The 24,937-nt window shown below is 39.6% G+C and carries 23 protein-coding genes and 1 pseudogene; 15 read left to right on the top strand and 9 right to left on the bottom strand.

Annotated elements, in window-relative coordinates; genetic code table 11:
- Positions 1 to 4 precede the first annotated feature (4 nt).
- From ACLNCV_RS06925 to ACLNCV_RS06935, 3 genes are read right to left on the bottom strand one after another with little or no spacing between them, the layout of a single operon-like run.
- The gene (locus ACLNCV_RS06925) at positions 5 to 820 is read right to left on the bottom strand and encodes a TIGR03943 family putative permease subunit (RefSeq protein ID WP_084887046.1); all 816 of its coding nucleotides are present in this window, start codon (positions 818 to 820) and stop codon (positions 5 to 7) included.
- Positions 817 to 1,722, bottom strand: coding sequence for a permease (locus ACLNCV_RS06930; protein ID WP_084887048.1), 906 nt, complete (start codon positions 1,720 to 1,722; stop codon positions 817 to 819). The genes ACLNCV_RS06925 and ACLNCV_RS06930 overlap by 4 nt, the downstream gene beginning before the upstream one ends.
- Positions 1,723 to 1,854, bottom strand: coding sequence for an SPJ_0845 family protein (locus ACLNCV_RS06935; protein WP_084887050.1), 132 nt, complete (start codon positions 1,852 to 1,854; stop codon positions 1,723 to 1,725).
- Positions 1,855 to 2,135: 281 nt separating this feature from the next.
- Between ACLNCV_RS06935 and ACLNCV_RS06940 the strand changes: the two genes are divergently transcribed.
- The 3 genes from ACLNCV_RS06940 to ACLNCV_RS06950 are packed head-to-tail and all read left to right on the top strand — an operon-like array spanning position 2,136 to position 5,032.
- A complete protein-coding gene (locus tag ACLNCV_RS06940) occupies positions 2,136 to 4,265 on the top strand; it encodes a Tex family protein (RefSeq protein WP_424845030.1) in 2,130 nt (709 codons plus the stop codon).
- Positions 4,252 to 4,701 carry a SprT family protein gene (locus ACLNCV_RS06945; protein WP_247930289.1) on the top strand — a complete coding sequence of 150 codons (450 nt, stop codon included), beginning with the start codon at positions 4,252 to 4,254 and terminating at the stop codon, positions 4,699 to 4,701. Before ACLNCV_RS06940 ends, ACLNCV_RS06945 begins: the two co-directional genes overlap by 14 nt.
- 58 nt (positions 4,702 to 4,759) lie before the next feature.
- Entirely contained in the window at positions 4,760 to 5,032 is a 273-nt protein-coding gene (locus ACLNCV_RS06950; RefSeq protein WP_049487080.1) for a PspC domain-containing protein, read from the top strand.
- 142 nt (positions 5,033 to 5,174) lie between these two features.
- Here the strand turns inward: ACLNCV_RS06950 and ACLNCV_RS06955 are convergent, their stop codons facing one another.
- A complete protein-coding gene (locus tag ACLNCV_RS06955; protein ID WP_261008956.1) occupies positions 5,175 to 5,366 on the bottom strand; it encodes a hypothetical protein in 192 nt (63 codons plus the stop codon).
- 428 nt (positions 5,367 to 5,794) lie between these two features.
- Here ACLNCV_RS06955 and ACLNCV_RS06960 point away from each other — a divergent pair, with 428 nt between their 5' ends.
- Positions 5,795 to 6,553 (top strand): ABC transporter ATP-binding protein, encoded by a 759-nt coding sequence (locus ACLNCV_RS06960; protein WP_261065200.1) that lies wholly within the window; start codon positions 5,795 to 5,797, stop codon positions 6,551 to 6,553.
- 1 nt (position 6,554) lies between these two features.
- Positions 6,555 to 8,543, top strand: a complete 1,989-nt coding sequence (locus ACLNCV_RS06965; RefSeq protein ID WP_424845031.1) for an ABC transporter permease — start codon at positions 6,555 to 6,557, stop codon at positions 8,541 to 8,543.
- A 194-nt stretch (positions 8,544 to 8,737) separates the two neighbouring features.
- Here the strand turns inward: ACLNCV_RS06965 and ACLNCV_RS06970 are convergent, their stop codons facing one another.
- Positions 8,738 to 9,433 carry a VIT1/CCC1 transporter family protein gene (locus ACLNCV_RS06970; RefSeq protein WP_033681722.1) on the bottom strand — a complete coding sequence of 232 codons (696 nt, stop codon included), beginning with the start codon at positions 9,431 to 9,433 and terminating at the stop codon, positions 8,738 to 8,740.
- Positions 9,434 to 9,663: 230 nt separating this feature from the next.
- Here ACLNCV_RS06970 and ACLNCV_RS06975 point away from each other — a divergent pair, with 230 nt between their 5' ends.
- From ACLNCV_RS06975 to ftsY, 3 genes are read left to right on the top strand one after another with little or no spacing between them, the layout of a single operon-like run.
- Positions 9,664 to 10,455 carry a Cof-type HAD-IIB family hydrolase gene (locus tag ACLNCV_RS06975; RefSeq protein WP_227325797.1) on the top strand — a complete coding sequence of 264 codons (792 nt, stop codon included), beginning with the start codon at positions 9,664 to 9,666 and terminating at the stop codon, positions 10,453 to 10,455.
- Positions 10,455 to 11,273, top strand: coding sequence for a Cof-type HAD-IIB family hydrolase (locus ACLNCV_RS06980; RefSeq protein ID WP_227325798.1), 819 nt, complete (start codon positions 10,455 to 10,457; stop codon positions 11,271 to 11,273). Before ACLNCV_RS06975 ends, ACLNCV_RS06980 begins: the two co-directional genes overlap by 1 nt.
- A gap of 3 nt (positions 11,274 to 11,276) precedes the next feature.
- Positions 11,277 to 12,566, top strand: a complete 1,290-nt coding sequence (gene ftsY, locus ACLNCV_RS06985; protein WP_424845032.1) for a signal recognition particle-docking protein FtsY — start codon at positions 11,277 to 11,279, stop codon at positions 12,564 to 12,566.
- Positions 12,567 to 12,613: 47 nt separating this feature from the next.
- On the opposite strand, the gene zwf is transcribed toward ftsY, so the two are convergent.
- The 3 genes from zwf to ACLNCV_RS07000 form a co-directional block, all read right to left on the bottom strand.
- The gene (gene zwf / locus ACLNCV_RS06990) at positions 12,614 to 14,101 is read right to left on the bottom strand and encodes a glucose-6-phosphate dehydrogenase (protein ID WP_424845033.1); all 1,488 of its coding nucleotides are present in this window, start codon (positions 14,099 to 14,101) and stop codon (positions 12,614 to 12,616) included.
- 289 nt (positions 14,102 to 14,390) lie between these two features.
- Positions 14,391 to 15,131 (bottom strand): amino acid ABC transporter ATP-binding protein, encoded by a 741-nt coding sequence (locus tag ACLNCV_RS06995; protein ID WP_001096315.1) that lies wholly within the window; start codon positions 15,129 to 15,131, stop codon positions 14,391 to 14,393.
- Positions 15,131 to 17,296 (bottom strand): ABC transporter substrate-binding protein/permease, encoded by a 2,166-nt coding sequence (locus ACLNCV_RS07000; protein ID WP_424845034.1) that lies wholly within the window; start codon positions 17,294 to 17,296, stop codon positions 15,131 to 15,133. The genes ACLNCV_RS06995 and ACLNCV_RS07000 overlap by 1 nt, the downstream gene beginning before the upstream one ends.
- Positions 17,297 to 17,469: 173 nt before the next feature.
- Between ACLNCV_RS07000 and ACLNCV_RS07005 the strand changes: the two genes are divergently transcribed.
- From ACLNCV_RS07005 to ACLNCV_RS07015, 3 genes are all read left to right on the top strand, one after another.
- Positions 17,470 to 18,423 carry a CPBP family intramembrane glutamic endopeptidase gene (locus ACLNCV_RS07005; protein WP_424845035.1) on the top strand — a complete coding sequence of 318 codons (954 nt, stop codon included), beginning with the start codon at positions 17,470 to 17,472 and terminating at the stop codon, positions 18,421 to 18,423.
- 76 nt (positions 18,424 to 18,499) lie between these two features.
- The gene (gene uvrB, locus ACLNCV_RS07010; protein WP_049544180.1) at positions 18,500 to 20,488 is read left to right on the top strand and encodes an excinuclease ABC subunit UvrB; all 1,989 of its coding nucleotides are present in this window, start codon (positions 18,500 to 18,502) and stop codon (positions 20,486 to 20,488) included.
- Between the two features lie 22 nt (positions 20,489 to 20,510).
- Positions 20,511 to 20,978: an 8-oxo-dGTP diphosphatase gene (locus ACLNCV_RS07015; protein ID WP_424845036.1), complete on the top strand. Its 468-nt coding sequence runs from the start codon at positions 20,511 to 20,513 to the stop codon at positions 20,976 to 20,978.
- Here ACLNCV_RS07015 and ACLNCV_RS07020 read toward each other — a convergent pair.
- Positions 20,975 to 21,052 (bottom strand): annotated as a pseudogene (locus ACLNCV_RS07020) (DNA-binding transcriptional regulator); the annotation flags it as partial. The gene ACLNCV_RS07015 and the pseudogene ACLNCV_RS07020 overlap by 4 nt on opposite strands.
- A gap of 133 nt (positions 21,053 to 21,185) precedes the next feature.
- Here ACLNCV_RS07020 and ACLNCV_RS07025 point away from each other — a divergent pair.
- The 4 genes from ACLNCV_RS07025 to ACLNCV_RS07040 are packed head-to-tail and all read left to right on the top strand — an operon-like array spanning position 21,186 to position 24,936.
- A complete protein-coding gene (locus tag ACLNCV_RS07025) occupies positions 21,186 to 22,163 on the top strand; it encodes a LacI family DNA-binding transcriptional regulator (RefSeq protein WP_000207598.1) in 978 nt (325 codons plus the stop codon).
- Positions 22,160 to 23,071 carry a ribokinase gene (rbsK, locus tag ACLNCV_RS07030; protein ID WP_261050747.1) on the top strand — a complete coding sequence of 304 codons (912 nt, stop codon included), beginning with the start codon at positions 22,160 to 22,162 and terminating at the stop codon, positions 23,069 to 23,071. The genes ACLNCV_RS07025 and rbsK overlap by 4 nt, the downstream gene beginning before the upstream one ends.
- Entirely contained in the window at positions 23,046 to 23,444 is a 399-nt protein-coding gene (gene rbsD, locus ACLNCV_RS07035; protein WP_000759835.1) for a D-ribose pyranase, read from the top strand. Before rbsK ends, rbsD begins: the two co-directional genes overlap by 26 nt.
- Before the next feature lie 13 nt (positions 23,445 to 23,457).
- Positions 23,458 to 24,936: a sugar ABC transporter ATP-binding protein gene (locus ACLNCV_RS07040; RefSeq protein WP_033685159.1), complete on the top strand. Its 1,479-nt coding sequence runs from the start codon at positions 23,458 to 23,460 to the stop codon at positions 24,934 to 24,936.
- The last annotated feature ends 1 nt before the right edge of the window (position 24,937 follow it).

The raw sequence follows: 24,937 nt of genomic DNA on the forward strand, positions 1-24,937 counted from the left end.
TTTTTTAAAACACGCGATACACATAGGGATTCTCTGGTTTATCGACTTTGGTAAAGCTATCGATTTCCAAGGTTGGGAGGTTTTGTTTGAGTTCTTTATGATAGTGATTGACCAGTTTTCCTTTGGCTGTTATCCAGGTGTTGTTCTCATACTGACGGGTATTTCCCTTGGTCAGCAATCCATAGACACCGGAATCTGCGATACAGTGGATAATGCCGAAGCGGAACAGAAATTGACTATCAGCATGACTGGGGTCATTATAGACAAAGCCTGTGAACTGGACTGTCTTGCCCTCAAATTCATCTGGATAGTCATAAATAGCCTCCATGACTTCCATATAGTTTTCATTCGTAATCTGAATACTATCTTGGGACAAGTATTTATCTGCTGCCGTTCGCATCTCCTTTTCATAGGCTGATTTTGAAAAATAAGAACTGGTATCTGGTTTCAAATATTGGCTTGTCGTCCCTTCACTTGTCTGAATGGCTTGATCAGTGCCTTCTGATAAGGGGAAATGATAGCCTTTGGCAGAAACGGTCTGAGAATCCAAGCTAACAGTTGGGAAAGTTAAGCCGACGACAATTGGAATGGCAAGAAGAGCAATACTAGTTCCTTTAGCTAATCGGCTATTCAGATGACTATGGGTTTTGACTGGCTTCATCCAGATATACAGTTGAACAATTGCCAAAATAAAGGAAAGTACCATGGAAATATAGGCCAGATAGGAATAGTGCATGTTGATGTACTGGTTTAATTTGCCCGACAGATGGAGATAAATGGTCAGTTCAAAATAGCCAGCTAAAACTAAAAATCGAATCATAGAATGACTCCAATCAATAGAGAATATACTAAGACAACGAGTGTCACAATCGTTATGAAGTGACTGATAAATCGTGCTTTCAAGTAATTTTTCATCATGAGAATATTTTTGATATCCAGCATTGGGCCAATGACGAGAAAGGCCAAAACTGGTGCTAAGCCGAAACTCGAGAGAAGAGAAGCCCCGATAAAAGCATCGGCTTCACTACAGAGCGAAAGAAGAAAGGCCAAAAGCATCAAGAGCAGGATGGCAAAAAGAGGGGTTGCGCTGATAGAAGTCAGAATCCGAGTCGGAACATAGACCTGTATCATAGAGGCAAAGAGACAGCCGAATACCAAATAACGTCCCGTATCAAAAAATTCATCAATTGCTTGCACAAAGACCTGAAAAACTTTTTTTGCAGGGCTCAAGTGAGAAAAATCGTGCTCATGACAGGCCAAACGATTTTCTTTTTGAATCGGTTCTTGCCAGAAAAATCCTAGAAAAATCCCAAGTATCACAGCTACAAGAATGGAACCTAGAGCTCGTAACAGAGCGACATGGAAGGAGTTGCCAAAGGCAGAATAGGTCGCAAAGAGAACAATGGGATTGATGACAGGTGCTGTTACGAGAAAGGGAACGGCCGTGTAACTGGGAACCTTTTTTTCCAGAAAACGATTGATAATGGGGACAATCCCACATTCACAAGAAGGGAAAAGCATCCCGACAAAGGTCCCAAAAAAGATTCTCCCCCAACGATTTCGAGGGAGAAAATGATAAACCTTATCAGGTGTGATATAAACCTCAATTAGCCCTGAAACAATACTTCCTATCAGAACGAAGGGTAGGGCTTCAATGATTATAGAGAGAAAAATAGCCCCAGTCTGAAGCAAACTAGAAGGGAGTTGTTGGAAAGCAGTCATCTAGTTTTTCTTTTCTGCTTTGGATTTTTTCTCTTTGTCATCAGGGAAAGTGACTTGTTTCAAATCAGGGAGTTTAGCAAACTCTTCAAACATCTTGTCCAAGTCGTCCGTTTTTGTAAATTTTACAGCCATAGGTGTACCTCGATTCTAAATTCTACCTCTATTATACTATTATTTTGAGGAAAAGGGCGGTTTTTAATTTGTTTTCGATAGTTGATATTCTTCGAAAATCTCTTCAAACCACGTCAGCTTCGCCTTGCCGTAGATATATGTAACTGACTTCGTCAGTCTTATCTGCTACCTCAAAACGGTGTTTTGAGCAACCTGCGGCTAGCTTCCTAGTTTGCTTTTTGATTTTCATTGAGTATGAAAGGGATTGGAGCAAGCCTTCCAGCTTGTGGTATAATAGGTTTATGGATAAAAAATATGAAAAAATCTCTCAGGATTTGGGAGTGACGTTAAAGCAAATTGATACCGTTCTAAGTTTGACAGCTGAAGGGGCGACAATTCCCTTCATAGCGCGTTATCGCAAGGACATGACTGGTAGTTTGGATGAGGTGGCAATTAAGGCCATTATCGACTTGGATAAAAGTCTGACAAATCTCAACGACCGTAAGGAAGCTGTTTTAGCTAAGATTCAAGAACAAGGCAAGTTGACCAAGGAGTTGGAAGAAGCTATCTTAGTTGCCGAAAAATTAGCAGACGTTGAAGAACTCTATCTTCCTTACAAGGAAAAGCGTCGGACCAAGGCAACCATTGCCCGTGAAGCAGGGCTTTTCCCACTTGCTCGCTTAATCTTGCAGAATGTAACTGACTTAGAGAAAGAAGCTGAGAAGTTTGTCTGTGAAGGATTTGCGAATGGGAAGGAAGCTTTGGCTGGTGCAGTTGATATCTTGGTCGAAGCCTTATCGGAAGATGTTACACTGCGAGCCATGACTTATCAGGAGGTGCTGAGACACTCTAAACTTACTTCTCAAATTAAGGATGAAAGTCTCGATGAAAAGCAGGTCTTTCAGATTTACTATGATTTTTCAGAGACAGTTGGAAATATGCAAGGCTATCGTACCTTAGCCCTCAATCGTGGGGAGAAGCTAGGTGTCTTGAAGGTCGGTTTTGAACATGCGACGGACCGTATTCTTGCCTTCTTTGCTACTCGTTTCAAGGTGAAAAATGCTTATATTGATGAAGTGGTTCAGCAATCTGTTAAGAAAAAAGTCTTGCCTGCTATCGAGCGCCGTATTCGGACAGAATTGACTGAAAAAGCAGAAGAAGGAGCTATCCAACTCTTTTCTGACAACCTGCGCAATCTCCTTTTGGTTGCTCCATTGAAAGGGCGCGTGGTTCTTGGGTTTGACCCAGCCTTTCGTACAGGTGCCAAGCTAGCTGTCGTGGATGCAACAGGGAAAATGCTGACGACTCAGGTCATTTATCCTGTCAAACCAGCATCAGCTCGTCAAATCGAAGAAGCCAAGAAAGATTTGGCAGATTTGATTGGTCAATACGGTGTAGAGATTATTGCCATCGGTAATGGAACGGCCAGTCGTGAAAGTGAAGCCTTTGTGGCAGAAGTCCTTAAGGATTTTCCAGAAGTCAGCTATGTTATCGTCAATGAAAGTGGTGCTTCGGTCTATTCTGCCAGCGAACTTGCTCGTCAGGAGTTTCCAGACTTGACCGTTGAAAAACGCTCTGCTATTTCTATCGCCCGTCGTTTGCAAGATCCTCTTGCAGAGTTGGTTAAAATCGATCCTAAGTCAATCGGTGTCGGTCAGTACCAGCACGATGTCAGCCAGAAGAAGTTGTCTGAAAGTTTGGACTTTGTCGTGGATACAGTGGTTAACCAAGTCGGTGTCAACATCAATACAGCCAGTCCTGCTCTTCTTTCACACGTAGCTGGACTCAATAAAACCATCTCTGAAAATATCGTCAAATACCGTGAGGAAGAAGGAAAAATTACTTCACGTGCCCAAATCAAGAAAGTTCCTCGTCTGGGGGCCAAGGCCTTTGAACAGGCAGCTGGTTTCCTCCGTATCCCTGAAAGTAGAAATATCCTTGATAATACAGGGGTTCACCCAGAAAACTATGCTGCGGTTAAGGAGCTCTTCAAACGCTTGGATATCAAGGACTTAAATGAAGAAGCACAAAATAAGCTTAAGTCCCTTTCTGTCAAGGAAATGGCGCAAGAGCTAGACCTTGGTCCAGAAACTCTTAAAGATATCATTGCAGATCTTCTCAAACCAGGTCGAGATTTCCGTGATTCCTTTGACGCACCTGTGCTTCGCCAAGATGTCCTAGATATCAAGGATTTAGTGGTTGGTCAGAAGCTAGAGGGTGTGGTGCGTAATGTAGTTGACTTTGGTGCCTTCGTTGACATTGGAATTCACGAAGACGGCTTGATTCACATTTCCCATATGAGTCGCAAGTTTATCAAACACCCTAGTCAAGTTGTGTCAGTCGGAGATTTGGTGACCGTTTGGGTCAAGAAAATTGATACTGAACGTGAAAAAGTCAATCTGTCGCTTCTCGCTCCAAATGAAACTGACTGATTACGTCAAGCAAGTTTCGCTAGAAGACTTCGGGAGACCTTTTATCCATCAAGCTCAGTGGAATTCTCGTCTACGTTCGACAGGTGGGCGATTTTTCCCCAAAGATGGGCATTTGGATTTTAATCCCAAGGTTTATCAGGAACTGGGTCTGGATGTTTTTAGGAAAATTGTCCGACATGAACTCTGTCATTATCACCTCTATTTTCAAGGGAAGGGCTATCAACACAAGGATCGTGATTTTAAGGAACTTTTGAAAGCAGTGGATGGATTACGCTTTGTGCCCTCCTTGACAAATAGCCACTCTAAACCACTCAAACTCTATCGTTGTCAATCCTGCCAGCAAAGGTATCAGCGTAAGCGTAGGATTGATACCAAACGCTATCGCTGTGGACTTTGTCGAGGAAAGTTATTACTAGTAAATCAGCCTGAGGACTGATGAAAGCCGAGCCTACCCGTGATATACTATGACTAACCTAGCAGAAAGAGGAAATATTATGAACAGTAAATTTTATAAAATGAGACGAAACCGTATGGTGTCAGGAGTTTTAGCTGGTCTATCAGATAAGTGGAATTTTGATGTTACCCTTGTTCGTTTTCTATTTGCTATTTTTACAGTCGCAAACTTTGGACTTGGCGTGATTATCTATATCATCCTAGCTTCTATCATGCCAACCAAGGAAGAAATCGAAGCAGAAATGTACGGAACAGGCCCACGTAAACGCAAAGAAGCCCAGGCCATTGACGATAATGAAGGATGGTTTTGGTGAGGTTCTTCAAAAGATTTGGAATAAGCAAAAAGCTTTAAATCAATAGTCTAAACTGCTTGATTTAAAGCTTTTTTACTTTTAATGATATTTTTCCAGTTTCATCTGTAAACTAAAAATATTATTTTAAACTCAGTTTTTTAATCTATTTTTGCTGCTGAGAGAAAACTGTTTTTGAAAAATGGTGGATGCTGATAACAACTGATAACCAGCAAACAACATAAGCAGTACCTGTAAATTCTGTACCGATAAAGTATGTTTTTTCAACTAAGAGCTGACCGATGAATGGGGAGAGGAGATAGAGAATTCCGATGAGTATATGTTCTTTATGTTTCATTAAAGCGCACCTTCTTTCCTGATGCTTAGAACGACTTACAAGTGTTAAATTGAATGGTGTTTCATCGAAGTAAGCTTACTAGAGTAATAATTTTCGATTCCCTCCTTTTCAAAGTAAGCCTTTTCACACTTATATTTTACAATTTTAAAAACAGGAAATCAAATCATTTTCTAAGTAATTTGGCTTACATTTCCCCCAATCTTACAAAAATGTAAGATTAAAGTCTCTTTTGTAAGGTTAGGTTATGGCAAGCGGTCTTTTTTTGATGTAAACTAGACTCATAAAGAACAAAGGAGTAACATCATGAAACAAATCTTACAGAAGAAAACAAGAAAACCAAGCCACAAAGATATCGAGCGTGTTCAACTGGGATGCGCTATGATGCAAGCAACATTTCATTTGATGGGATATTAAGAAAGGAGATTCTCATGACACTTTTAGATGTAAAACACGTTCAAAAAATTTACAAAACTCGTTTTCAGGGCAACCAAGTAGAAGCCCTTAAGGATATTCACTTTACCGTCGAAAAGGGTGACTACGTTGCCATCATGGGTGAGTCTGGTTCTGGTAAATCAACTCTTCTCAATATCCTAGCTATGCTGGACAAACCAACTCGTGGCCAGGTTTACTTAAATGGAACTGACACAGCAACCATTAAAAATTCACAGGCTTCTAGCTTCCGTCGTGAAAAATTGGGCTTTGTCTTTCAAGATTTTAACTTGCTAGATACTCTGTCTGTTAAGGACAATATCTTGCTTCCGCTTGTCTTGTCAAGGAGACCTATTACGGAGATGATGAAGAAATTGGTGGTGACAGCTGAGAATCTAGGCATCAACCAATTGCAAGAGAAGTACCCTTACGAGATTTCTGGTGGTCAGAAACAGCGTGTAGCAGTAGCACGCGCCATCATCACAGAACCTGAAATTCTCCTTGCTGACGAACCAACAGGGGCCCTTGATTCCAAGTCATCTGCAGCTCTTCTTGATGTTTTTGGTGAAATCAATGAGCGTGGCCAAACCATTCTTATGGTAACCCACTCAACAGCAGCAGCTAGCAGAGCTAAACGTGTACTCTTTATCAAAGACGGCATTCTTTACAATCAAATCTACCGTGGAGAGAAGACAGAGCGTCAGATGTTCCAAGAAATCTCTGATACCTTGACTGTCATGGCAAGCGAGGTGAATTAGTATGTTTCGATTAACCAATAAGTTAGCGGTATCGAACTTGATTAAAAACCGCAAACTCTACTATCCTTTTGCGCTGGCTGTTCTCTTGGCAGTCACCGTCACCTATCTCTTTTACTCTCTAACCTTCAATCCCAAGATTTCGGAAATCCGTGGAGGGACAACCATTCAAGCTACTCTTGGATTTGGTATGTTTGTCGTCACCCTTGCGTCAGCTATTATCATCCTTTATGCCAATAGTTTTGTTATGAAAAACCGTTCCAAGGAACTAGGGATTTATGGCATGTTGGGCTTGGAGAAGCGCCATCTAATCAGTATGACCTTTAAAGAGTTAGTGCTATTTGGAATTCTAACTGTTGGAGCAGGTATCGGTATTGGAGCCTTATTTGACAAGTTGATTTTTGCATTCTTGCTCAAACTGATGAAATTGAAGGTTGAACTGGTCGCCACCTTCCAAATGAATGTTGTCATTGCAGTACTTGTTGTCTTTGGATTGATTTTCCTAGGCCTCATGTTCCTGAATGCCCTTCGAATCGCCCGTATGAATGCCCTCCAGCTCTCGCGTGAGAAAGCAAGCGGAGAGAAAAGAGGTCGTTTCCTACCTCTACAAACTATTCTTGGTTCCATAAGTTTAGGGATTGGTTATTATCTTGCGCTTACTGTAAAAGATCCTCTTACAGCCCTAACAATCTTCTTCTTAGCTGTTTTGCTGGTTATCTTTGGTACTTATCTTTTGTTCAATGCAGGAATTACAGTTTTCCTTCAAATCTTAAAGAAAAACAAGAAATACTATTACCAGCCCAATAACCTTATCTCAGTGTCCAACTTGATTTTCCGTATGAAGAAAAATGCGGTTGGACTAGCAACTATCGCTATTTTGTCAACAATGGTTTTGGTAACCATGTCAGCAGCGACTAGTATTTTCAATGCCTCAGAAAGCTTTAAAAAAGTTCTAAATCCTCATGATTTTGGGGTTTCAGGACAAAATGTTGAAAAAGAAGACTTGGACAAACTCTTGAGCCAGTTTGCAAGTGACAAAGGTTATAAGATTAAAGAGAAAGAAGTTCTTCGTTACGCTTACTTTGGTGTTGCAAACCAAGAAGGTAGCAAGTTAACCCTTTTTGAAAAAGGACAAAATCGTGTCCAACCCACAACAGTTTTCATGGTATTTGACCAAAAAGATTATGAAAATATGACTGGCCAAAAATTGTCTCTATCAGGAAATGAGGTCGGACTCTTTGCAAAGAATGAGGGAGTTAAAGAACAGAAAGCTCTAACTCTAAATGATCATCAATTTTCTGTCAAAGAAGAATTTACTAAAGATTTCATTGTAAACCATGTTCCAAATCAGTTTAATATTTTGACTGCTGATTACAATTACCTTGTTGTACCTAATTTACAAGCCTTTTTGGATCAATTCCCAGATTCGGCTATCTATAATCAGTTTTACGGTGGTATGAATGTAAATGCCAACGAAGAAGAACAACTCAAGGTCGCTGAAGAATATGATAAATACCTCAATCAGTTTAATGCTCAATTAAACACGGAAGGTAGCTATGTTTACGGTAGCAATCTAGCAGATGCTCGTTCTCAGATGAGTGCCCTCTTTGGTGGTGTCTTCTTTATCGGTATTTTCCTATCCATTATCTTTATGGTCGGAACCGTTCTGGTCATCTATTACAAACAAATTTCTGAAGGCTATGAAGACCGTGAGCGCTTTATTATCTTGCAGAAAGTTGGTTTAGATCAAAAGCAAATCAAGCAAACCATTAACAAACAGGTTTTAACTGTTTTCTTCCTTCCTTTGCTCTTTGCCTTCATACACCTAGCCTTTGCCTACCATATGCTTAGTCTGATTTTAAAAGTGATTGGTGTAATAGATACGAATATGATGTTGATTGTGACCTTGTCTATCTGCGCTATCTTCCTCATCGCCTATGTGCTGATTTTCATGATTACTTCTAGAAGTTATCGTAAAATTGTGCAAATGTAAAAAAAGATACCTCGACTTCAAAATCGAGGTATTTCTTGTATTTTATACTCAATGAAAATCAAAAAGCAAACTAGGAAGCTAGCCGCAGGTTGCTCAAAGCACTGCTTTGAGGTTGCAGATAGAACTGACGAAGTCAGTAACCATATATACGGCAAGGCAACGCTGACGCGGTTTGAAGAGATTTTCGAAGAGTATTAAATGCTGAAAAGTTGTCCGAGCAGGAAAGTAACTCCCATGGTCAAGAGACCAATAGCTAGGTTCCGAATCATAGCTGTTTTGGTTGGGGCTTTTCCAAGTTTGGCACTAGTGTAACCAGTGAGAAGAAGGGCCACACCGACGATAAGGACAGTAGCAGGGATGCGGTATTCACTTGGGAAAATGGTAATTGAAAGCATTGGTGGTAAGCTACCAAGGAAAAAGGAAATAAAGCTAGAGATGGCAGCATGCCAAGGGTTGGTAAATTCTTCATACTCAATCCCATATTTTTCCTCTACCAAAGCCTTGAGCGGATTATTTAAAAAGGCTTTGTTGGTGAGAAGTTGGGCTGATGTTTCACATTCTCCATTTTGGATATAGGCAGCATAGAGAGACTTTTTGGCTAATTCCATATCTTGGTCTAGCAAGACTTGCTCACGCGCAACGGCTGCTTCCTCGGTATCTTTTTGAGTTGAAACGGACACATATTCTCCACCAGCCATTGAAAAGGCACCGGCCAAAATAGCTGCAAATCCAGATAAAAAGATAATCCAGATATTGCTGGTAGCACTGGCAACCCCGATAACCACACCAGCAATGGAAATAATCCCATCGTTGGCACCAAGAACACCCGCACGCAGGATATTTAAACGACCTGCAAAATTTGAATCGATTTCGTGATTTGTTTCTGACATACTATTCTCCTTTTTATCCAGTATAAAGGAAAAATATAGGGAAATCAATCTTTTAAAAGTATCTGAAAAAAGTTGCACGATTTTAATTTTACGAGCTTTTTTAAAAGTTAGAAACAGTACTAGCTAGTAGAGAAGGATAAAAGAGATGCAAAGCTGATAGACTAGTCCTTTTTCTACTTATCTATGGTATAATAGGAGGTAGATTTACTAATCGGAGTAAGAAAGATTTTATGATTAAACTAGTAGCAACAGATATGGATGGAACCTTTCTAGATGGGAATGGGCGCTTTGATATGGACCGTCTCAAGTCTCTCTTGGTTTCCTACAAGGAAAAAGGGATTTACTTTGCGGTGGCTTCGGGGCGCGGATTTCTGTCTCTAGAAAAATTATTTGCTGATGTTCGTGATGACATTATTTTCATCGCGGAAAATGGCAGTTTGGTAGAATATCAAGGTCAGGACTTGTATGAAGTGACTATGTCTCGTGACTTTTATCTATCAACTTTTGAAAGGCTGAAAACGTCACCTTATGTAGATATCAATAAACTGCTCTTGACGGGAAAAAAGGGAGCTTATGTTCTAGATACGGTTGATGAGACCTATTTAAAAGTGAGCCAGCATTATAATGAAAATATCCAAAAAGTAGCAAGTTTGGAAGATATCACAGATGACATTTTCAAATTTACAACCAACTTCACAGAAGAAACGCTGGAAGCTGGGGAGGCTTGGGTAAACGAAAATGTCCCTGGTGTTAAGGCCATGACAACTGGCTTTGAATCCATTGATATTGTTCTGGACTATGTCGATAAGGGTGTGGCTATTGTTGAATTAGCTAAAAAACTTGGTATCACAATGGATCAGGTTATGGCTTTTGGAGATAATCTAAATGACTTGCATATGATGCAGGTTGTGGGACATCCTGTAGCTCCTGAAAATGCACGACCAGAAATTTTAGAATTAGCAGAGACTGTGATTGGTCACCATAAGGACCAGTCGGTTATAGCTTATATGGAGGGTTTATAATGGCAGATATAAAATTGATTGCATTGGACTTGGACGGTACCTTGCTGACTACTGATAAAAGGCTGACGGATCGCACCAAGGCAACCTTGAAAGCTGCGCGTGATCGTGGTATCAAGGTCGTATTGACAACTGGTCGTCCCTTAAAAGCCATGGATTTCTTTCTCCATGAGCTAGGGACTGACGGTCAGGAAGATGAGTATACGATTACTTTTAATGGTGGATTAGTTCAGAAAAATACAGGTGAGATCCTTGATAAAACAGTCTTTTCATATGATGATGTGGCACGCTTGTATGAGGAAACAGAGAAATTATCACTGCCTCTTGATGCTATCTCAGAAGGAACTGTTTATCAAATCCAATCGGACCAAGAAAGTCTTTATGCCAAATTCAATCCAGCATTGACCTTTGTTCCAGTGGACTTTGAAGACTTGTCTAGTCAAATGACTTATAATAAATGCGTAACTGCCTTTGCTCAAGAACCCTTGGATGCAGCTATTCAGAAGATTTCTCCAGAATTGTTTGACCAATATGAAATCTTTAAATCACGAGAAATGTTGCTAGAGTGGTCACCAAAGAATGTTCATAAAGCAACAGGTTTGGCAAAACTAATCAGCCATCTTGGAATCGACCAAAGCCAAGTCATGGCCTGTGGAGATGAGGCCAATGATTTGTCTATGATTGAGTGGGCAGGACTTGGTGTTGCCATGCAAAACGCTGTTCCTGAAGTCAAGGAAGTCGCAAATGTGGTAACTCCAATGACCAATGATGAAGAGGCTGTCGCCTGGGCTATCGAAGAATATGTGCTAAAGGAGAACTAAGATATGGGATTATTTGACCGCCTATTCGGAAAAAAAGAAGAACCTAAAATCGAAGAAGTTGTAAAAGAAGCTCTGGAAAATCTTGATTTGTCTGAAGATGTTGAGCCTGCCTTAACAGAAGCTGAGGAAGTTTTTCAAGAAGAAGCAGAGGTTGAAAGTTCTGAAGAAGCTGTGTTTAAAGAAGACGAAAATCAAGAGACAGTTGAAGAAAATAACAATTTAGAGCCAGTTGTAAAAGTTCCTCAAGAAGAAATAGAAGAATTACCAAACTCAGAAGAAGTCTCATATGAAGAGAAGGTTGAGCACGAAGGAACTGTAGAAGAAAATAGTTCTGAAGTTCTTGAACCAGAAACTCCTCAAGCAGAAGAAACCGTTCAGGAAAAATATGACCGTAGTCTTAAGAAAACTCGTACAGGCTTTGGTGCTCGCTTGAACGCCTTCTTTGCTAACTTCCGCTCTGTTGACGAAGAATTCTTTGAGGAGCTAGAAGAACTGCTGATCATGAGTGACGTTGGTGTCCAAGTTGCTTCTAACTTAACAGAGGAGCTACGCTACGAAGCCAAGCTTGAAAATGCCAAGAAACCTGACGCACTTCGTCGCGTCATCATTGAGAAATTGGTTGAGCTTTATGAAAAGGATGGTAACTACGATGAAAGTATCCACTTCCAAGATGGCTTGACAGTCATGCTCTTTGTCGGGGTCAATGGTGTTGGGAAAACAACTTCTATCGGAAAACTAGCCCACCGCTACAAACAAGCTGGTAAGAAGGTCATGTTGATTGCGGCAGATACCTTCCGTGCAGGGGCAGTAGCCCAGTTAGCTGAATGGGGCCGTCGTGTAGGTGTTCCAGTTGTAACTGGACCTGAAAAAGCTGACCCAGCCAGTGTCGTATTTGATGGCATGGAACGTGCCGTTGCTGAAGGTATCGACATTCTCATGATTGATACGGCTGGTCGTCTGCAAAACAAGGACAACCTTATGGCTGAGTTGGAAAAGATTGGTCGCATCATCAAACGTGTGGTGCCAGAAGCACCCCATGAAACCTTCTTGGCTCTTGATGCTTCAACAGGTCAAAACGCTCTTGTACAGGCCAAAGAATTTTCGAAAATCACTCCTTTGACAGGAATTGTCTTGACTAAGATTGACGGAACAGCTCGAGGTGGTGTTGTTCTAGCCATCCGTGAAGAACTCAATATTCCTGTAAAATTGATTGGTTTTGGTGAGAAAATCGATGATATTGGAGAATTTAACTCAGAAAACTTTATGAAGGGTCTCTTGGAAGGCTTAATCTAATCAGAAGCAAAAATCCTGCAAGGTACAAACTTGCAGGAATTTTTTTATTATTCTAAGCGACCATCTTGACGATAGGCGATATCTGGTTGCCAAGTCCATTTGGCACCGAATTTTTCAAGTAAGTCAAAGCTTGCTTGAGGTCCCATGCTTCCAGCTTTATAGTCATGAAGTGGGGCACCATTTTCAGCCCAGAGTTCTTCGATACGGTCAATCAACTTCCATGATGCACCAACTTCATCCCAGTGACTAAAGTTAGTTGAGTTGTTATTTAAGACATCATAAATCAATTTCTCGTATGGTTCTGGAGAAGCACCAGTTGCGGTCGCGTCTGTACGGTAATCAAGTGAGTTCGGAGCCAAGTTGAATTCTTCTCCTACTTGCTTTCCATTTAGGCTAAGAGAGAAGCCTTCTGTTGGTTGGATATAGATGGTCAAAATGTTTGGAGCAAGTGGTTCTCCAAAGATAGAATCCATTTGTTTAAAGACGATGTTGACATGAGTTCCTTTTTCAGTCAGACGTTTACCAGTACGGAAGAAGAAAGGAACACCACGGAAGCGATCGCTGTCTACAAAGAAGGCACCAGATGCAAAGGTTTCAGTTGTAGATTCTGGATTCACATTTGGCTCGCTACGATAAGAGATGTATTTCATGCCATCAATCTTACCTGAACGGTATTGGCCACGGATAAAGTGTTCTTTAAGCTCTTCATCTGTTGGATGATAGAGGTTTTTAAAGACCTTAATCTTTTCGGCACGAATCTCGTCTTTTGTGAAGCTTGCTGGCTTGTCCATGGCAAGGAGGGAAAGCAGTTGTAGTGTATGGTTTTGTACCATGTCACGGAGGGCACCAGATTGATCATAGTAGCCACCACGTTCTTCTACGCCTAAGCGCTCCGCAAAGGTAATTTGAACATTATCGACAAAGTCCTTGTTCCACACATTTTCAAAAATCAAGTTTGCAAAGCGAACTGCAAAGATACTTTGGATCATTTCCTTACCAAGATAATGGTCGATACGGAAAATTTGTTCTTCGTCAAATGTTGCTAGGAGCTCGTCATTCAACTTGCTTGCAGTTGCGTAATCTGTACCAAATGGTTTTTCAACGATTAAGCGTTCAAAACCTTTACCGTCAACAATGTTTTCAGACTTGAGGTGTTTGGCAATAGTTCCAAAGAACTGAGGTGCCATAGACAAGAAGAAGAGCTTGTTGTGTTCAGCTTGGTACTTGTCATTTAGTTCAGTCTGCAATTGACGTAAAGCAATGTAGTGTTCTGTATCGTTGACATCATGACTTTGATAGTAGAAGTGGCTAGCGAATTCTTGAGCCTGTTCGGTACTATCTGCCAAATCAAGGATTGATTCGACTACTACAGATTCAAAATATTCCTTGCTCCAAGGACGACGTGCAGTTCCAATGACTGCAAAGTGCTCGGAAAGATTGCCGGATTTATATAGTCTAAAAAGGGAAGGGTAGAGCTTGCGTTTAGCCAGGTCCCCACTCGCACCGAAAATTGTAACAATAACCTTAGATGACATCTAGCTACCTAATTTCTATTTTTATTCCTAGTCTTGCTAGGTATGAGGAAACCTCATTTCATAAACTTAATTCTAACATAATTTTCCGAAAAATCAAAAAATCCAATACGAGATAGAAAAAAACTGCAAGGAAATCCTTACAGTTTGAGTTTATACTCAATGAAAATCAAAGAGCAAACTAGGAAACTAGCCGCAGGTTGCTCAAAGCACTGCTTTGAGGTTGTAGATAGAACTGACGAAGTCAGTAACATATCTACGGCAAGGCGACGTCGACGCGGTTTGAAGAGTATTAGACGTTTAAGACCTTGTCCAAGAACTCTTTCAGACGTGGGTGTTGTGGGTTGTCAAAGATTTGATCAGGTGTGCCGTCTTCAAGGAATTCACCGTCTGCAGTAAAGATAACGCGGTTGGCAACCTGACGAGCAAATCCCATCTCATGGGTTACGATAATCATGGTCATACCTTGCTCAGCCAATTCCTTCATAACGTTTAGTACGTCTCCGACCATCTCAGGGTCAAGGGCAGAAGTTGGTTCATCAAAGAGCATGATGTCTGGATTCATTGCTAGTCCACGAGCGATGGCCACACGTTGTTTTTGTCCCCCTGATAGGCTATCTGGGTTGGCATTAGCTTTATCTGCTAGACCAACCTTGTCAAGCAGCTCCATTCCCAATTTCTCAGCTTCTTCCTTAGTCATCAACTTGTGCTCAATAGGAGCAAAGGTAATGTTGTCCAATACAGACATGTGTGGGAAGAGGTTGAAGTGTTGGAAAACCATTCCAATATTTTCACGGACGTGGTCAACGTTGGTAGTTTTTTCAGTTAAGTCATAACCGTTCACAGTGATGTGACCACTCGTAACTTCTTCTAAAAGATTAAGGCTACGGAGGAAAGTTGACTTACCAGAACCTGAAGGACCAATGATACAAACAACATCTCCTTCATAGAACTTAGTCGTGATTCCTTTTAAAACCTCATTTTTTCCATAGTGCTTGTGTAAATCATTTACATCAATTTTTAGTTTTGCCATTAACGAATCCTCTTTTCTAAGCGTTTCGCTAGTCTAGTCAAAAGTGTGATAATTACAAGATAGAAGATAGCAAGGATTGCATACATCTTGAAACTTTGGTAGTTACGGGCGATGATAATCTTACCAGTTTGGAAGAGTTCAACCAAACCGATAGCAGATACGATGGTTGTATCTTTAAGAGCGATAACGAATTGGTTAACAAAGTTTGGCAACATCAATTTAGTTGCTTGTGGCAGGATAATCTTACGCATGGTTTTGCCATAAGAGATACCCAAGCTTCGGCTGGCTTCCATTTGACCAACTGGAACGGCTTGAATACCACCACGAACGATTTCAGCGATATAAGCCGCTGCATTGAGTGAGAGGGCGATAGTACCAGCTACGAAGTCGTTAATTGGACTTTGTTGGCCTGTGATAGACTCGATGAAGTTTGGAATTCCCCAGAAGATGAAGGCTGCAAGAATCATCAATGGAATACCACGGATAACGTCCACGAAAATCTCAGAGATCACACGAAGAGATTTGTAGGGGCTGACACTAAACATACCGAAGATAATTCCGATAACAATGGCAATAGCAAATGAGATAAGAGCTAGAGCAAGAGTGATACCAAGCCCGCTAAGAAGTTGTTTGTAGTTGTTTTGAAGCAAACCCCAGATAGTTGTTTCGTCAACAGTACTTGTTGAAGCAGTTGATGATTCGCTAGCTAGATATTTATCAAGAATCTTTTGGAATTCTCCGTTTGCTTTAAGGTTTGCAAGTCCTTTATTGAACATTTCAATCAATTCTGGATTTGCTCCTTTTTTAACGGCAAAGGCTGTTTCACCGATTGGAGTTCCAGCGATTGGAGTTTTCAATTTTTGTCCTTGGCTGATAGAATATTTGAGGACAGGCTCATCATCCATAACGGCATCGATAGCACCAGTGTTTAAACTGTCATACATTGAAGAACCATCAGCAAAAGTTTTGATTTTGTAACCGTATTTGCTTTGATTTTCTGTTAGGAAGGTTTGAGAGGCAGTTCCGTTTTTAACACCAACTGTCTTTCCTTTTAAATCTTCATAAGAAGCAATGGTGCTTGATTCTTTGACACCAAGGATTGTATTAGCAGTGTAGTATGATTCTGAGAAGTCAAAAGTTGCCTTACGAGCATCTGTGACAGACATACCAGCAATGATACCATCAGCTTGTCCAGCTTGAACAGCACTGATAGCGGCATCGAAACCAGGATTGGTGATTTCAATTTCAAAACCTTGGTCTTTAGCGATGGCCTTAATCAAGTCTATATCAATACCGGTAAATTGGTTGCTTGAGTTTTGGAACACAAAAGGTGCAAAAGAAGAATCGCTGGCAATGATGTATTTAGCTTTAACAGGAGTTGCTTTTAGACCAGCTGTAGTCGTTGTAGTTGGTACTGCTGAAGAAGATGATGCAGTCCATTTCTTGATGATTTTATCAAGACTTCCATCTTTTTTCATTTCAGCCAAGGCTTGGTTAAATTCAGTCACCAGGTGCTCGTATTTACTTCCTTTTTTCACACCAAAAGCAAAACTTCCTACAGCTTCACCATCCATTTCAATATGGAGGTCTTGACCTTGGTTAATGGCATACTCGATAACAGGTTTGTCATCCATCATAGCATCGATAGCACCAGCAGTCAAGCTGTTGTTCATCAAATCACCAGTGTCAAATGTTTTAATAGTAAAGCCGTATTTGTCTTTGATACTTTCAAGGAAACGTTGAGCGGCTGTTCCGTTTTTAACACCAACGGTTTTACCAGTTAATTGGTCGTACTTGCTAATCTTGTGTGCCTTTGTAGTAGCAATGACAACTTTTGTATCATAGTAAGTATCAGACATGGTGAAAACTTTTTCACGTTCTGCAGTTTTTGTCATTCCTGCCATGATAGCGTCAGCTTGACCAGCTTGAACTGCATTCACAGCTGCGTCAAATCCAGGATAGGACATCTGAATGTTCCATCCTTTAATCTCAGCGACTTTATTGATAATGTCCACATCAATTCCTTTATAAGTTTGATCTGAATCTTTAAACTCAAAAGGTGCATAGGCGGTATCAGACACAATCTTAATCGTCTCTGCTTTTGCAATACCTAATGAGAAAATTGGGAATAAAATTAGCAAAAATGCTAGAAATTTTTTCTTCATTTTTAGTCTCCTTTTCCGAATATTTTCCCATTATATCAGAAAAAACTAAAAAATGCAAATTTAGGGACTTTTATGTTAGAAGATATAACATAAAAACCCTTTATTTCTTTCTTGAACTGCTACCACAAAGTGCTATAATAATAGTATATAATAGAAGAAAAGAGGACAGGAATATGAAGAACAAAAGAATATTTAAAGACTTCCAAGCTTCTCAAATGCGGTTAAACATTTACACAAGCCCCTTGTTAGCCTTTGCTTTTGTCTTCATAGGAGAGTTTGTGGCTTATACTCTGTATGGTATTAGTTTGTTAGCTCTCATCGGACTTGCTAGAAATTTTGGAGAGGCTGGTCAAGCTTTTGCTACCTACTTGCAGACTTTGCAGCAGAGCATGATGGATAAAACAAGTGATTTTCATTTAATTTTAGAATTGCTGGCCTTTGGTTTTATTCTCAACACTGTGTTCAGATGGACTAGAAAAGTTGAGAAAAGACCTATTCGAACCTTGGGATTTTATAGAGAAAATTTCCTCAGCAGTCTTCTGAAAGGATTTGGGCTAGGTCTGGCACTTTTTCTTCTGACCTTGTTAGGTTTAGTAGCATTAGGGCAATATCGTTTTGAGTCCATTCATTTGAATCCTTATTCGCTTGCCTTTGTCATTTTTACCATTCCATTTTGGATTTTACAGGGGACAGCAGAAGAAGTGGTATCCCGTGCTTGGCTCCTTCCTCAATTGGCATCAAGAACCAATCTAAAACTTGCTGTTCTTATATCTAGCCTGTTCTTTACCCTGCTTCATATGGGCAATTCGGGTCTCACACCTCTATCTCTAGTGAATCTCTTTTTATTCGGAGTTGCCATGTCACTTTACCTTCTCAAAACTGATACAGTTTGGGGTGTTGCAGGTATTCATGGAGCCTGGAATTTTGCTCAGGGTAATCTCTTTGGGATTTTAGTTAGTGGTCAACCATCCGGAACGTCTCTGATGACCTTTTTTCCACAAGGCGATCAAGGCTGGCTATCAGGTGGTTCTTTTGGCATAGAAGGTTCTATCATGACAAGTCTAGTTTTGTTACTGCTGATTCTCTATCTCGTCTATCAATTAAAGAAAGAAAATGAAAGGATGTGACTTCGATCCGTCCTTTTCTTCGTGAAAATGCTATAAGTATGCTAAAATAGGAATAGCATATCGAGAGAGGATTCTTATGATTAACCGCATTACTGACAATCAATTTAAACTAGTATCAAAATATCAACCATCAGGAGATCAACCCCAAGCTATTGAGCAGTTGGTTGATAATATCGAGGGGGGAGAAAAAGCTCAGATTCTGATGGGGGCGACCGGAACAGGGAAGACCTATACCATGAGTCAGGTCATTTCTAAAGTCAATAAACCAACTCTGGTCATTGCCCACAATAAAACTCTGGCAGGACAGCTCTATGGGGAATTTAAGGAATTTTTCCCTGAAAATGCAGTTGAGTACTTTGTGTCTTACTATGATTATTACCAACCTGAGGCCTATGTCCCTTCTAGCGATACCTATATTGAAAAGGATAGCTCTGTCAATGATGAGATTGACAAACTTCGACACTCAGCGACTTCAGCCCTTCTGGAGCGTAATGATGTTATTGTCGTTGCCTCAGTCTCTTGTATCTATGGTTTGGGGTCGCCCAAGGAATACGCTGATAGTGTCGTTAGTCTCCGTCCAGGTCTTGAAATTTCTCGTGATAAACTCTTGAATGACTTGGTTGATATCCAGTTTGAACGAAATGATATTGATTTCCAACGCGGAAGATTTCGCGTTCGTGGGGATGTAGTGGAGATTTTCCCAGCCTCCCGTGATGAGCATGCCTTTCGAGTAGAATTTTTTGGAGACGAAATTGACCGTATTCGTGAGGTTGAAGCCTTGACTGGTCAGGTATTGGGAGAAGTGGATCATTTGGCGATTTTCCCTGCGACTCATTTCGTGACCAATGATGACCACATGGAAGTTGCCATTGCTAAAATTCAAGCAGAGTTAGAGGAGCAGTTAGCTGTCTTTGAAAAGGAAGGTAAACTGCTAGAAGCCCAGCGTTTGAAACAGCGGACAGAGTATGATATTGAGATGTTGCGTGAGATGGGCTATACCAACGGGGTTGAAAACTATTCACGCCACATGGATGGTCGTAGCGAAGGTGAGCCTCCTTATACGCTTCTCGATTTCTTCCCAGATGATTTCTTAATCATGATTGACGAGAGTCACATGACTATGGGGCAAATCAAGGGAATGTACAATGGAGACCGTTCGCGTAAGGAAATGCTGGTTAATTATGGTTTTCGTTTGCCATCAGCTTTGGACAATCGGCCTCTCCGTCGTGAAGAGTTTGAAAGCCATGTGCATCAGATTGTTTACGTTTCAGCGACACCTGGTGACTATGAAAATGAACAGACTGAGACAGTGATTGAGCAAATCATTCGTCCAACAGGACTATTGGATCCAGAGGTAGAAGTCCGTCCGACAATGGGACAGATTGATGACCTCTTAGGTGAAATTAATGCCCGTGTTGAAAAGAACGAACGAACCTTTATCACCACCTTGACCAAGAAAATGGCAGAAGACTTGACCGACTACTTCAAAGAAATGGGCATCAAGGTCAAGTACATGCACTCAGATATCAAGACTTTAGAGCGGACAGAGATTATCCGTGACCTGCGCTTGGGTGTCTTTGATGTCTTGGTCGGAATCAACCTCCTTCGTGAAGGAATTGACGTTCCTGAAGTGAGCCTCGTAGCGATTCTCGATGCTGACAAGGAAGGCTTCCTTCGTAACGAGCGTGGTCTCATTCAGACCATTGGTCGTGCTGCTCGTAATAGTGAGGGACATGTCATTATGTATGCGGACACTGTGACTCAGTCTATGCAACGTGCCATTGATGAAACTGCCCGCCGTCGGAAAATTCAGATGGCCTATAATGAAGAACACGGTATTGTGCCTCAGACAATCAAGAAAGAAATCCGTGACCTGATTGCTGTGACCAAGGCAGTTGCTAAGGAAGAAGACAAGGAAGTCGATATCAATAGTCTTAATAAACAAGAGCGCAAGGAACTCGTCAAAAAACTGGAAAAACAAATGCAAGAAGCCGTTGAAGTGCTTGACTTTGAACTAGCAGCTCAGATCCGAGATATGATGCTGGAAGTCAAGGCGTTGGATTAGAATATTACCTAAAGGAGAAAATATGTCCCGTTCCCAATTAACGATTTTAACAAACATTTGTCTGATTGAAGATCTCGAAACCCAGCGCGTGGTGATGCAGTATCGCTCTCCTGAAACCAATCGCTGGTCTGGTTATGCCTTTCCAGGAGGCCATGTAGAAAATGGCGAGTCTTTCACAGAGTCTGTCATTCGTGAAATCTACGAAGAAACAGGGTTGACTATCCAAAATCCTCAACTTGTCGGCATTAAAAATTGGCCTCGGGATACAGGCGGGCGCTATATCGTCTTTTGTTATAAGGTGACTGAGTTCTCTGGTACCCTTCGCTCTTCAGATGAAGGAGAAGTTTCTTGGGTGCAAAAAGACCAGATTCCAAACTTGGATCTGGCCTATGATATGTTACCATTGATGGAGATGATGGAAGCTCCTGACAAATCTGAATTTTTCTACCGCCACCGTACAGAAGATGGCTGGGCGAAGAAAATCTTCTAGTCTTTTACTAAATAACCTAGCTGATCTAAGGCCTCCTCGATATAGTGGAGGTCTTGTTGTGTTTCGTATCTAATAGTAATAGGAGATTAGTAAAAACATGTGTACTCTGAAATAAATTTAAAATATTTCTAAAAAAGTATTGACAAAACAAAAGAAAACGCTTACTATATAAATAAGGGAACGGTTCCACAATAAAAAGGAGGAGTGATGACTACAATAAAACAGGTTGCTGAAGAAGCTGGAGTATCAAAGTCAACAGTTTCAAGATATATTTCGAAAAAAGGCTATGTCGGAGATGATGCGAGAGAAAAGATAAAAAATGCTATCAAGAAATTAAATTACACACCAAATGTATTAGCACAATCTTTAAAAACTAAAAAAAATCAAATGGTAGGACTCTTATTGCCAGATATTTCTAATCCGTTCTTCCCAAGATTGGTTCGAGGAGCCGAATCATATTTGAAAGATAAAGGTTATAGGATTATGGTTGGTACTATTTCAGATCATGATTCGTTAGAAGAATATATAAACCTTTTGTTAAAAACAAATGCAGCTGGTATTATAACAACCCTTGACTTTACAAAGGAATTTCCAAATCTAACATTACCTGTTGTTGTGGTTGACCGGATTAGTAAAGATACAGGCTATGGTGTTTTTTCTGATAATCAGTTGGGTGGACGTTTGGCTGCTAAAGCAATTTGGAATGCTGGCGCTGAGCAGGTTATGATCATCAAAGTTTTAGATGATAAAGCTGAGAATATTGTGGAACGATTTGAAGCAAGTTTAAACTATTTGAGGAATAAAAATTTAGAAATTTGTATTGAAGAAAGTGAAACTTTTGACTTTGAAAAAATTCAAAAAGAAGCTAAAGAGAATCTAAAAAGAAATCCAAATATTGATAGTATTATAGCACCTTCTGATATTCATGCGATAGCTTATATTCATGAAATTTTAGCAATTGGGAAAAAAATTCCAGATGATATTCAAATCATTGGTTATGATGATATTGTACTTAGTCAATTTATTTATCCTTCTTTATCAACTATCCACCAATCATCATATAAAATGGGAGAACAGGCTGCAAAGCTAATCTATAATATGGCAAATAAGTTCTCTATAGATGAAGCTAAAATTAAACTCCCTGTTAGGTACATAGAAAGAAATACATTAAGGAGAAAGAAATGAGTAAAATTGTTGTTGTTGGAAGCATTTCAATGGACTTAGTTATGAGAACAAAAAGGATTCCAGAAGGAGGTGAAACGATTTTTGGCGATTCATTTAATATAGTTCCAGGTGGAAAAGGTGCAAATCAAGCTGTAGCTATTGGTAGATTATCCAGTGTTGAAGATAATATTTACATATTTGGGAACGTAGGAGAAGATATTTTTTCAGCAGATTTATTAAGTAATCTGCAAAATAATGATATTTCTACAGCATATGTGGGAACGGTACCACAGTCTTCAGGAGTTGCACAAATTACTTTATATGGAGGTGATAATAGGATTATTTATTATCCCGGAGCTAATAATTTAGTTAAAACAAATGATTGGAAAAATGAGTGGAAATTACTTAGTGATGCAAGTATTGTTGTATTACAGAATGAAATACCACATGAAGCCAACTTATCTATAGCTAAATTTTGCCAAGAAAATCAAGTTAAGGTTCTTTACAATCCTGCACCAGCTAGAGAAACAGACAAAGAGATGATTCCTTTTTGTGATTTTATTACTCCTAACGAGCACGAATGTTCAGAGCTTTTTCCAGATAAGAAATTTGAAGAAATTATTAAAATTTATCCTAATAAAATGATTGTGACATTAGGAGTTGAAGGTTCTATTTATTATGATGGGACAGCAGTTAAGAAAATTCCTGCTATAAAAGCAGAAGTAGTTGATACTACAGGAGCAGGAGATACGTTTAATGGTGCTTTTGCTTATGCTATCTCAAAAGGAAAAGAGATGGATGTTGCATTGTCCTTTGCAACGATTGCTTCACATCTTTCTGTTCAAAGATTTGGAGCGCAAGGAGGTATGCCGAGTTTGAAAGAAATAAAGGAGCATTCAGGATATGAAGAAATATGGGATTTTAAATAGTAATATAGCTAAACTAGCTGATGATTTAGGTCATATGGATTTGGTTTGTATCGGAGATTTAGGATTGCCAGTTCCAAAAGGTGTTGATAAAATTGATTTAGCATTAAGAAAAGGTAGTCCAAGTTTTTTAGAAGTTTTAAAAGAATATTCAGATCATGTACTTATCGAAAAAATTTTCTTAGCAGAAGAAATTAAGGAAAAAAACAAAGAACAGTGGCAAGCAGTTCTAGATCTTTTAGGATCGAATATAATTATTGAATATATTAGTCATGAAGAATTGAAAGCTATGAATACTAAAGTTAAGGCAGTTATTCGCACTGGGGAAGATACACCATATTCGAATATAATCTTGCAATCAGGAGTTATTATTTAGAAGGAGGTTGCCTATGAAAATTGAAATGAAGAACATTTCAAAATCTTTTGGGAATAATCGTGTTTTAGAAAGTATTGATTTGGTTCTTAATTCAGGAGAAGTTCATGCTTTAATGGGGGAGAATGGCGCAGGCAAATCAACCTTAATGAATATTTTAACTGGACTTTTTCCAGCTACTTCAGGAACTATTTTTATTGATGGAAAAGAAAAAACATTTTCTAATCCTCAAGAGGCAGAACGGTTTGGACTGAGTTTTATTCATCAGGAAATGAATACTTGGCCAGATATGACTGTACTTGATAATCTTTTTTTAGGAAGAGAAATTAAAAATTCGATTGGGTTTCTAGATAAAGTTAGTATGGAAAGGAAAGCTAAAGAAGCATTTAAACGTCTTAATATCTCTATTCCTCTCGATGCAATCATTGGTCAATTATCAGTCGGACAACAACAAATGATAGAAATAGCAAAATGTTTATTATCAGAAGTTTCCTTGTTAATTATGGATGAACCCACAGCAGCTTTAACTGATCGTGAAACTGAAACACTTTTTAAAGTGATAGAAGGATTAAAATCTGATGGTGTAGGTATTGTGTATATTTCACATCGGATGGAAGAAATCTTTAAGATCACAGATCTTATAACTGTTATGAGGGATGGGTTTGTAATTGATACCAAGAAAACGAAGTTAACTAATGCAGATGAATTAGTTCAGAAGATGGTAGGCCGTGAATTAGAAGATTATTATCCAGAAAAAAAGGCTGAGATTGGGAATATTGTTTTTCAAGCTAAGAATCTTTCTGGTGATGCTTTTACGGATATTTCTTTCTATGTACGTCAAGGGGAAATTCTTGGTTTTTCTGGTTTGATGGGTGCTGGTCGTACTGAAATAATGCGAGCAATTTTTGGAATTGATTCTTTAAAATCTGGTCAAATTATAATAAACGGAGAACAACTGATAATTAAAAATCCTTTTGAAGCAATTAAGCATGGAATTGGTTTCTTAACAGAAGATCGTAAAGATGAGGGATTGATTTTAGATTTTTCTATTAAAGATAATATGACTTTACCTAGTACTCGTGATTTTGTTAAAAATGGCATTTTCGATAATAAAACAAGTGGTATATTTGTACAACGCTTAATTGATAGGTTACAAATTAAATCAGGTTATCCAGATAAGGAAGTTGGGACACTTTCTGGTGGTAATCAACAGAAAGTAGTTTTAGCAAAATGGATAGGTATTGCACCAAAAGTACTGATTTTAGATGAGCCAACTCGTGGGGTAGATGTTGGAGCTAAGCGTGAAATTTACCAATTAATGAATGAATTAGCTGAACGAGGTGTACCGATTATTATGGTCTCTTCAGATTTACCAGAAGTGATTGGAGTCAGTGATCGCATTATGGTCATGCATGAAGGTAGAATTAGTGGGGAATTAACACGTCGAGAAGCTACACAAGAAAAAGTTATGCAACTAGCTACAGGAGGACAATAGT

This window comes from Streptococcus sp. CL5.50, assembly GCF_049738015.1.
In the GTDB taxonomy this organism is placed as follows: domain Bacteria; phylum Bacillota; class Bacilli; order Lactobacillales; family Streptococcaceae; genus Streptococcus; species Streptococcus mitis_CA.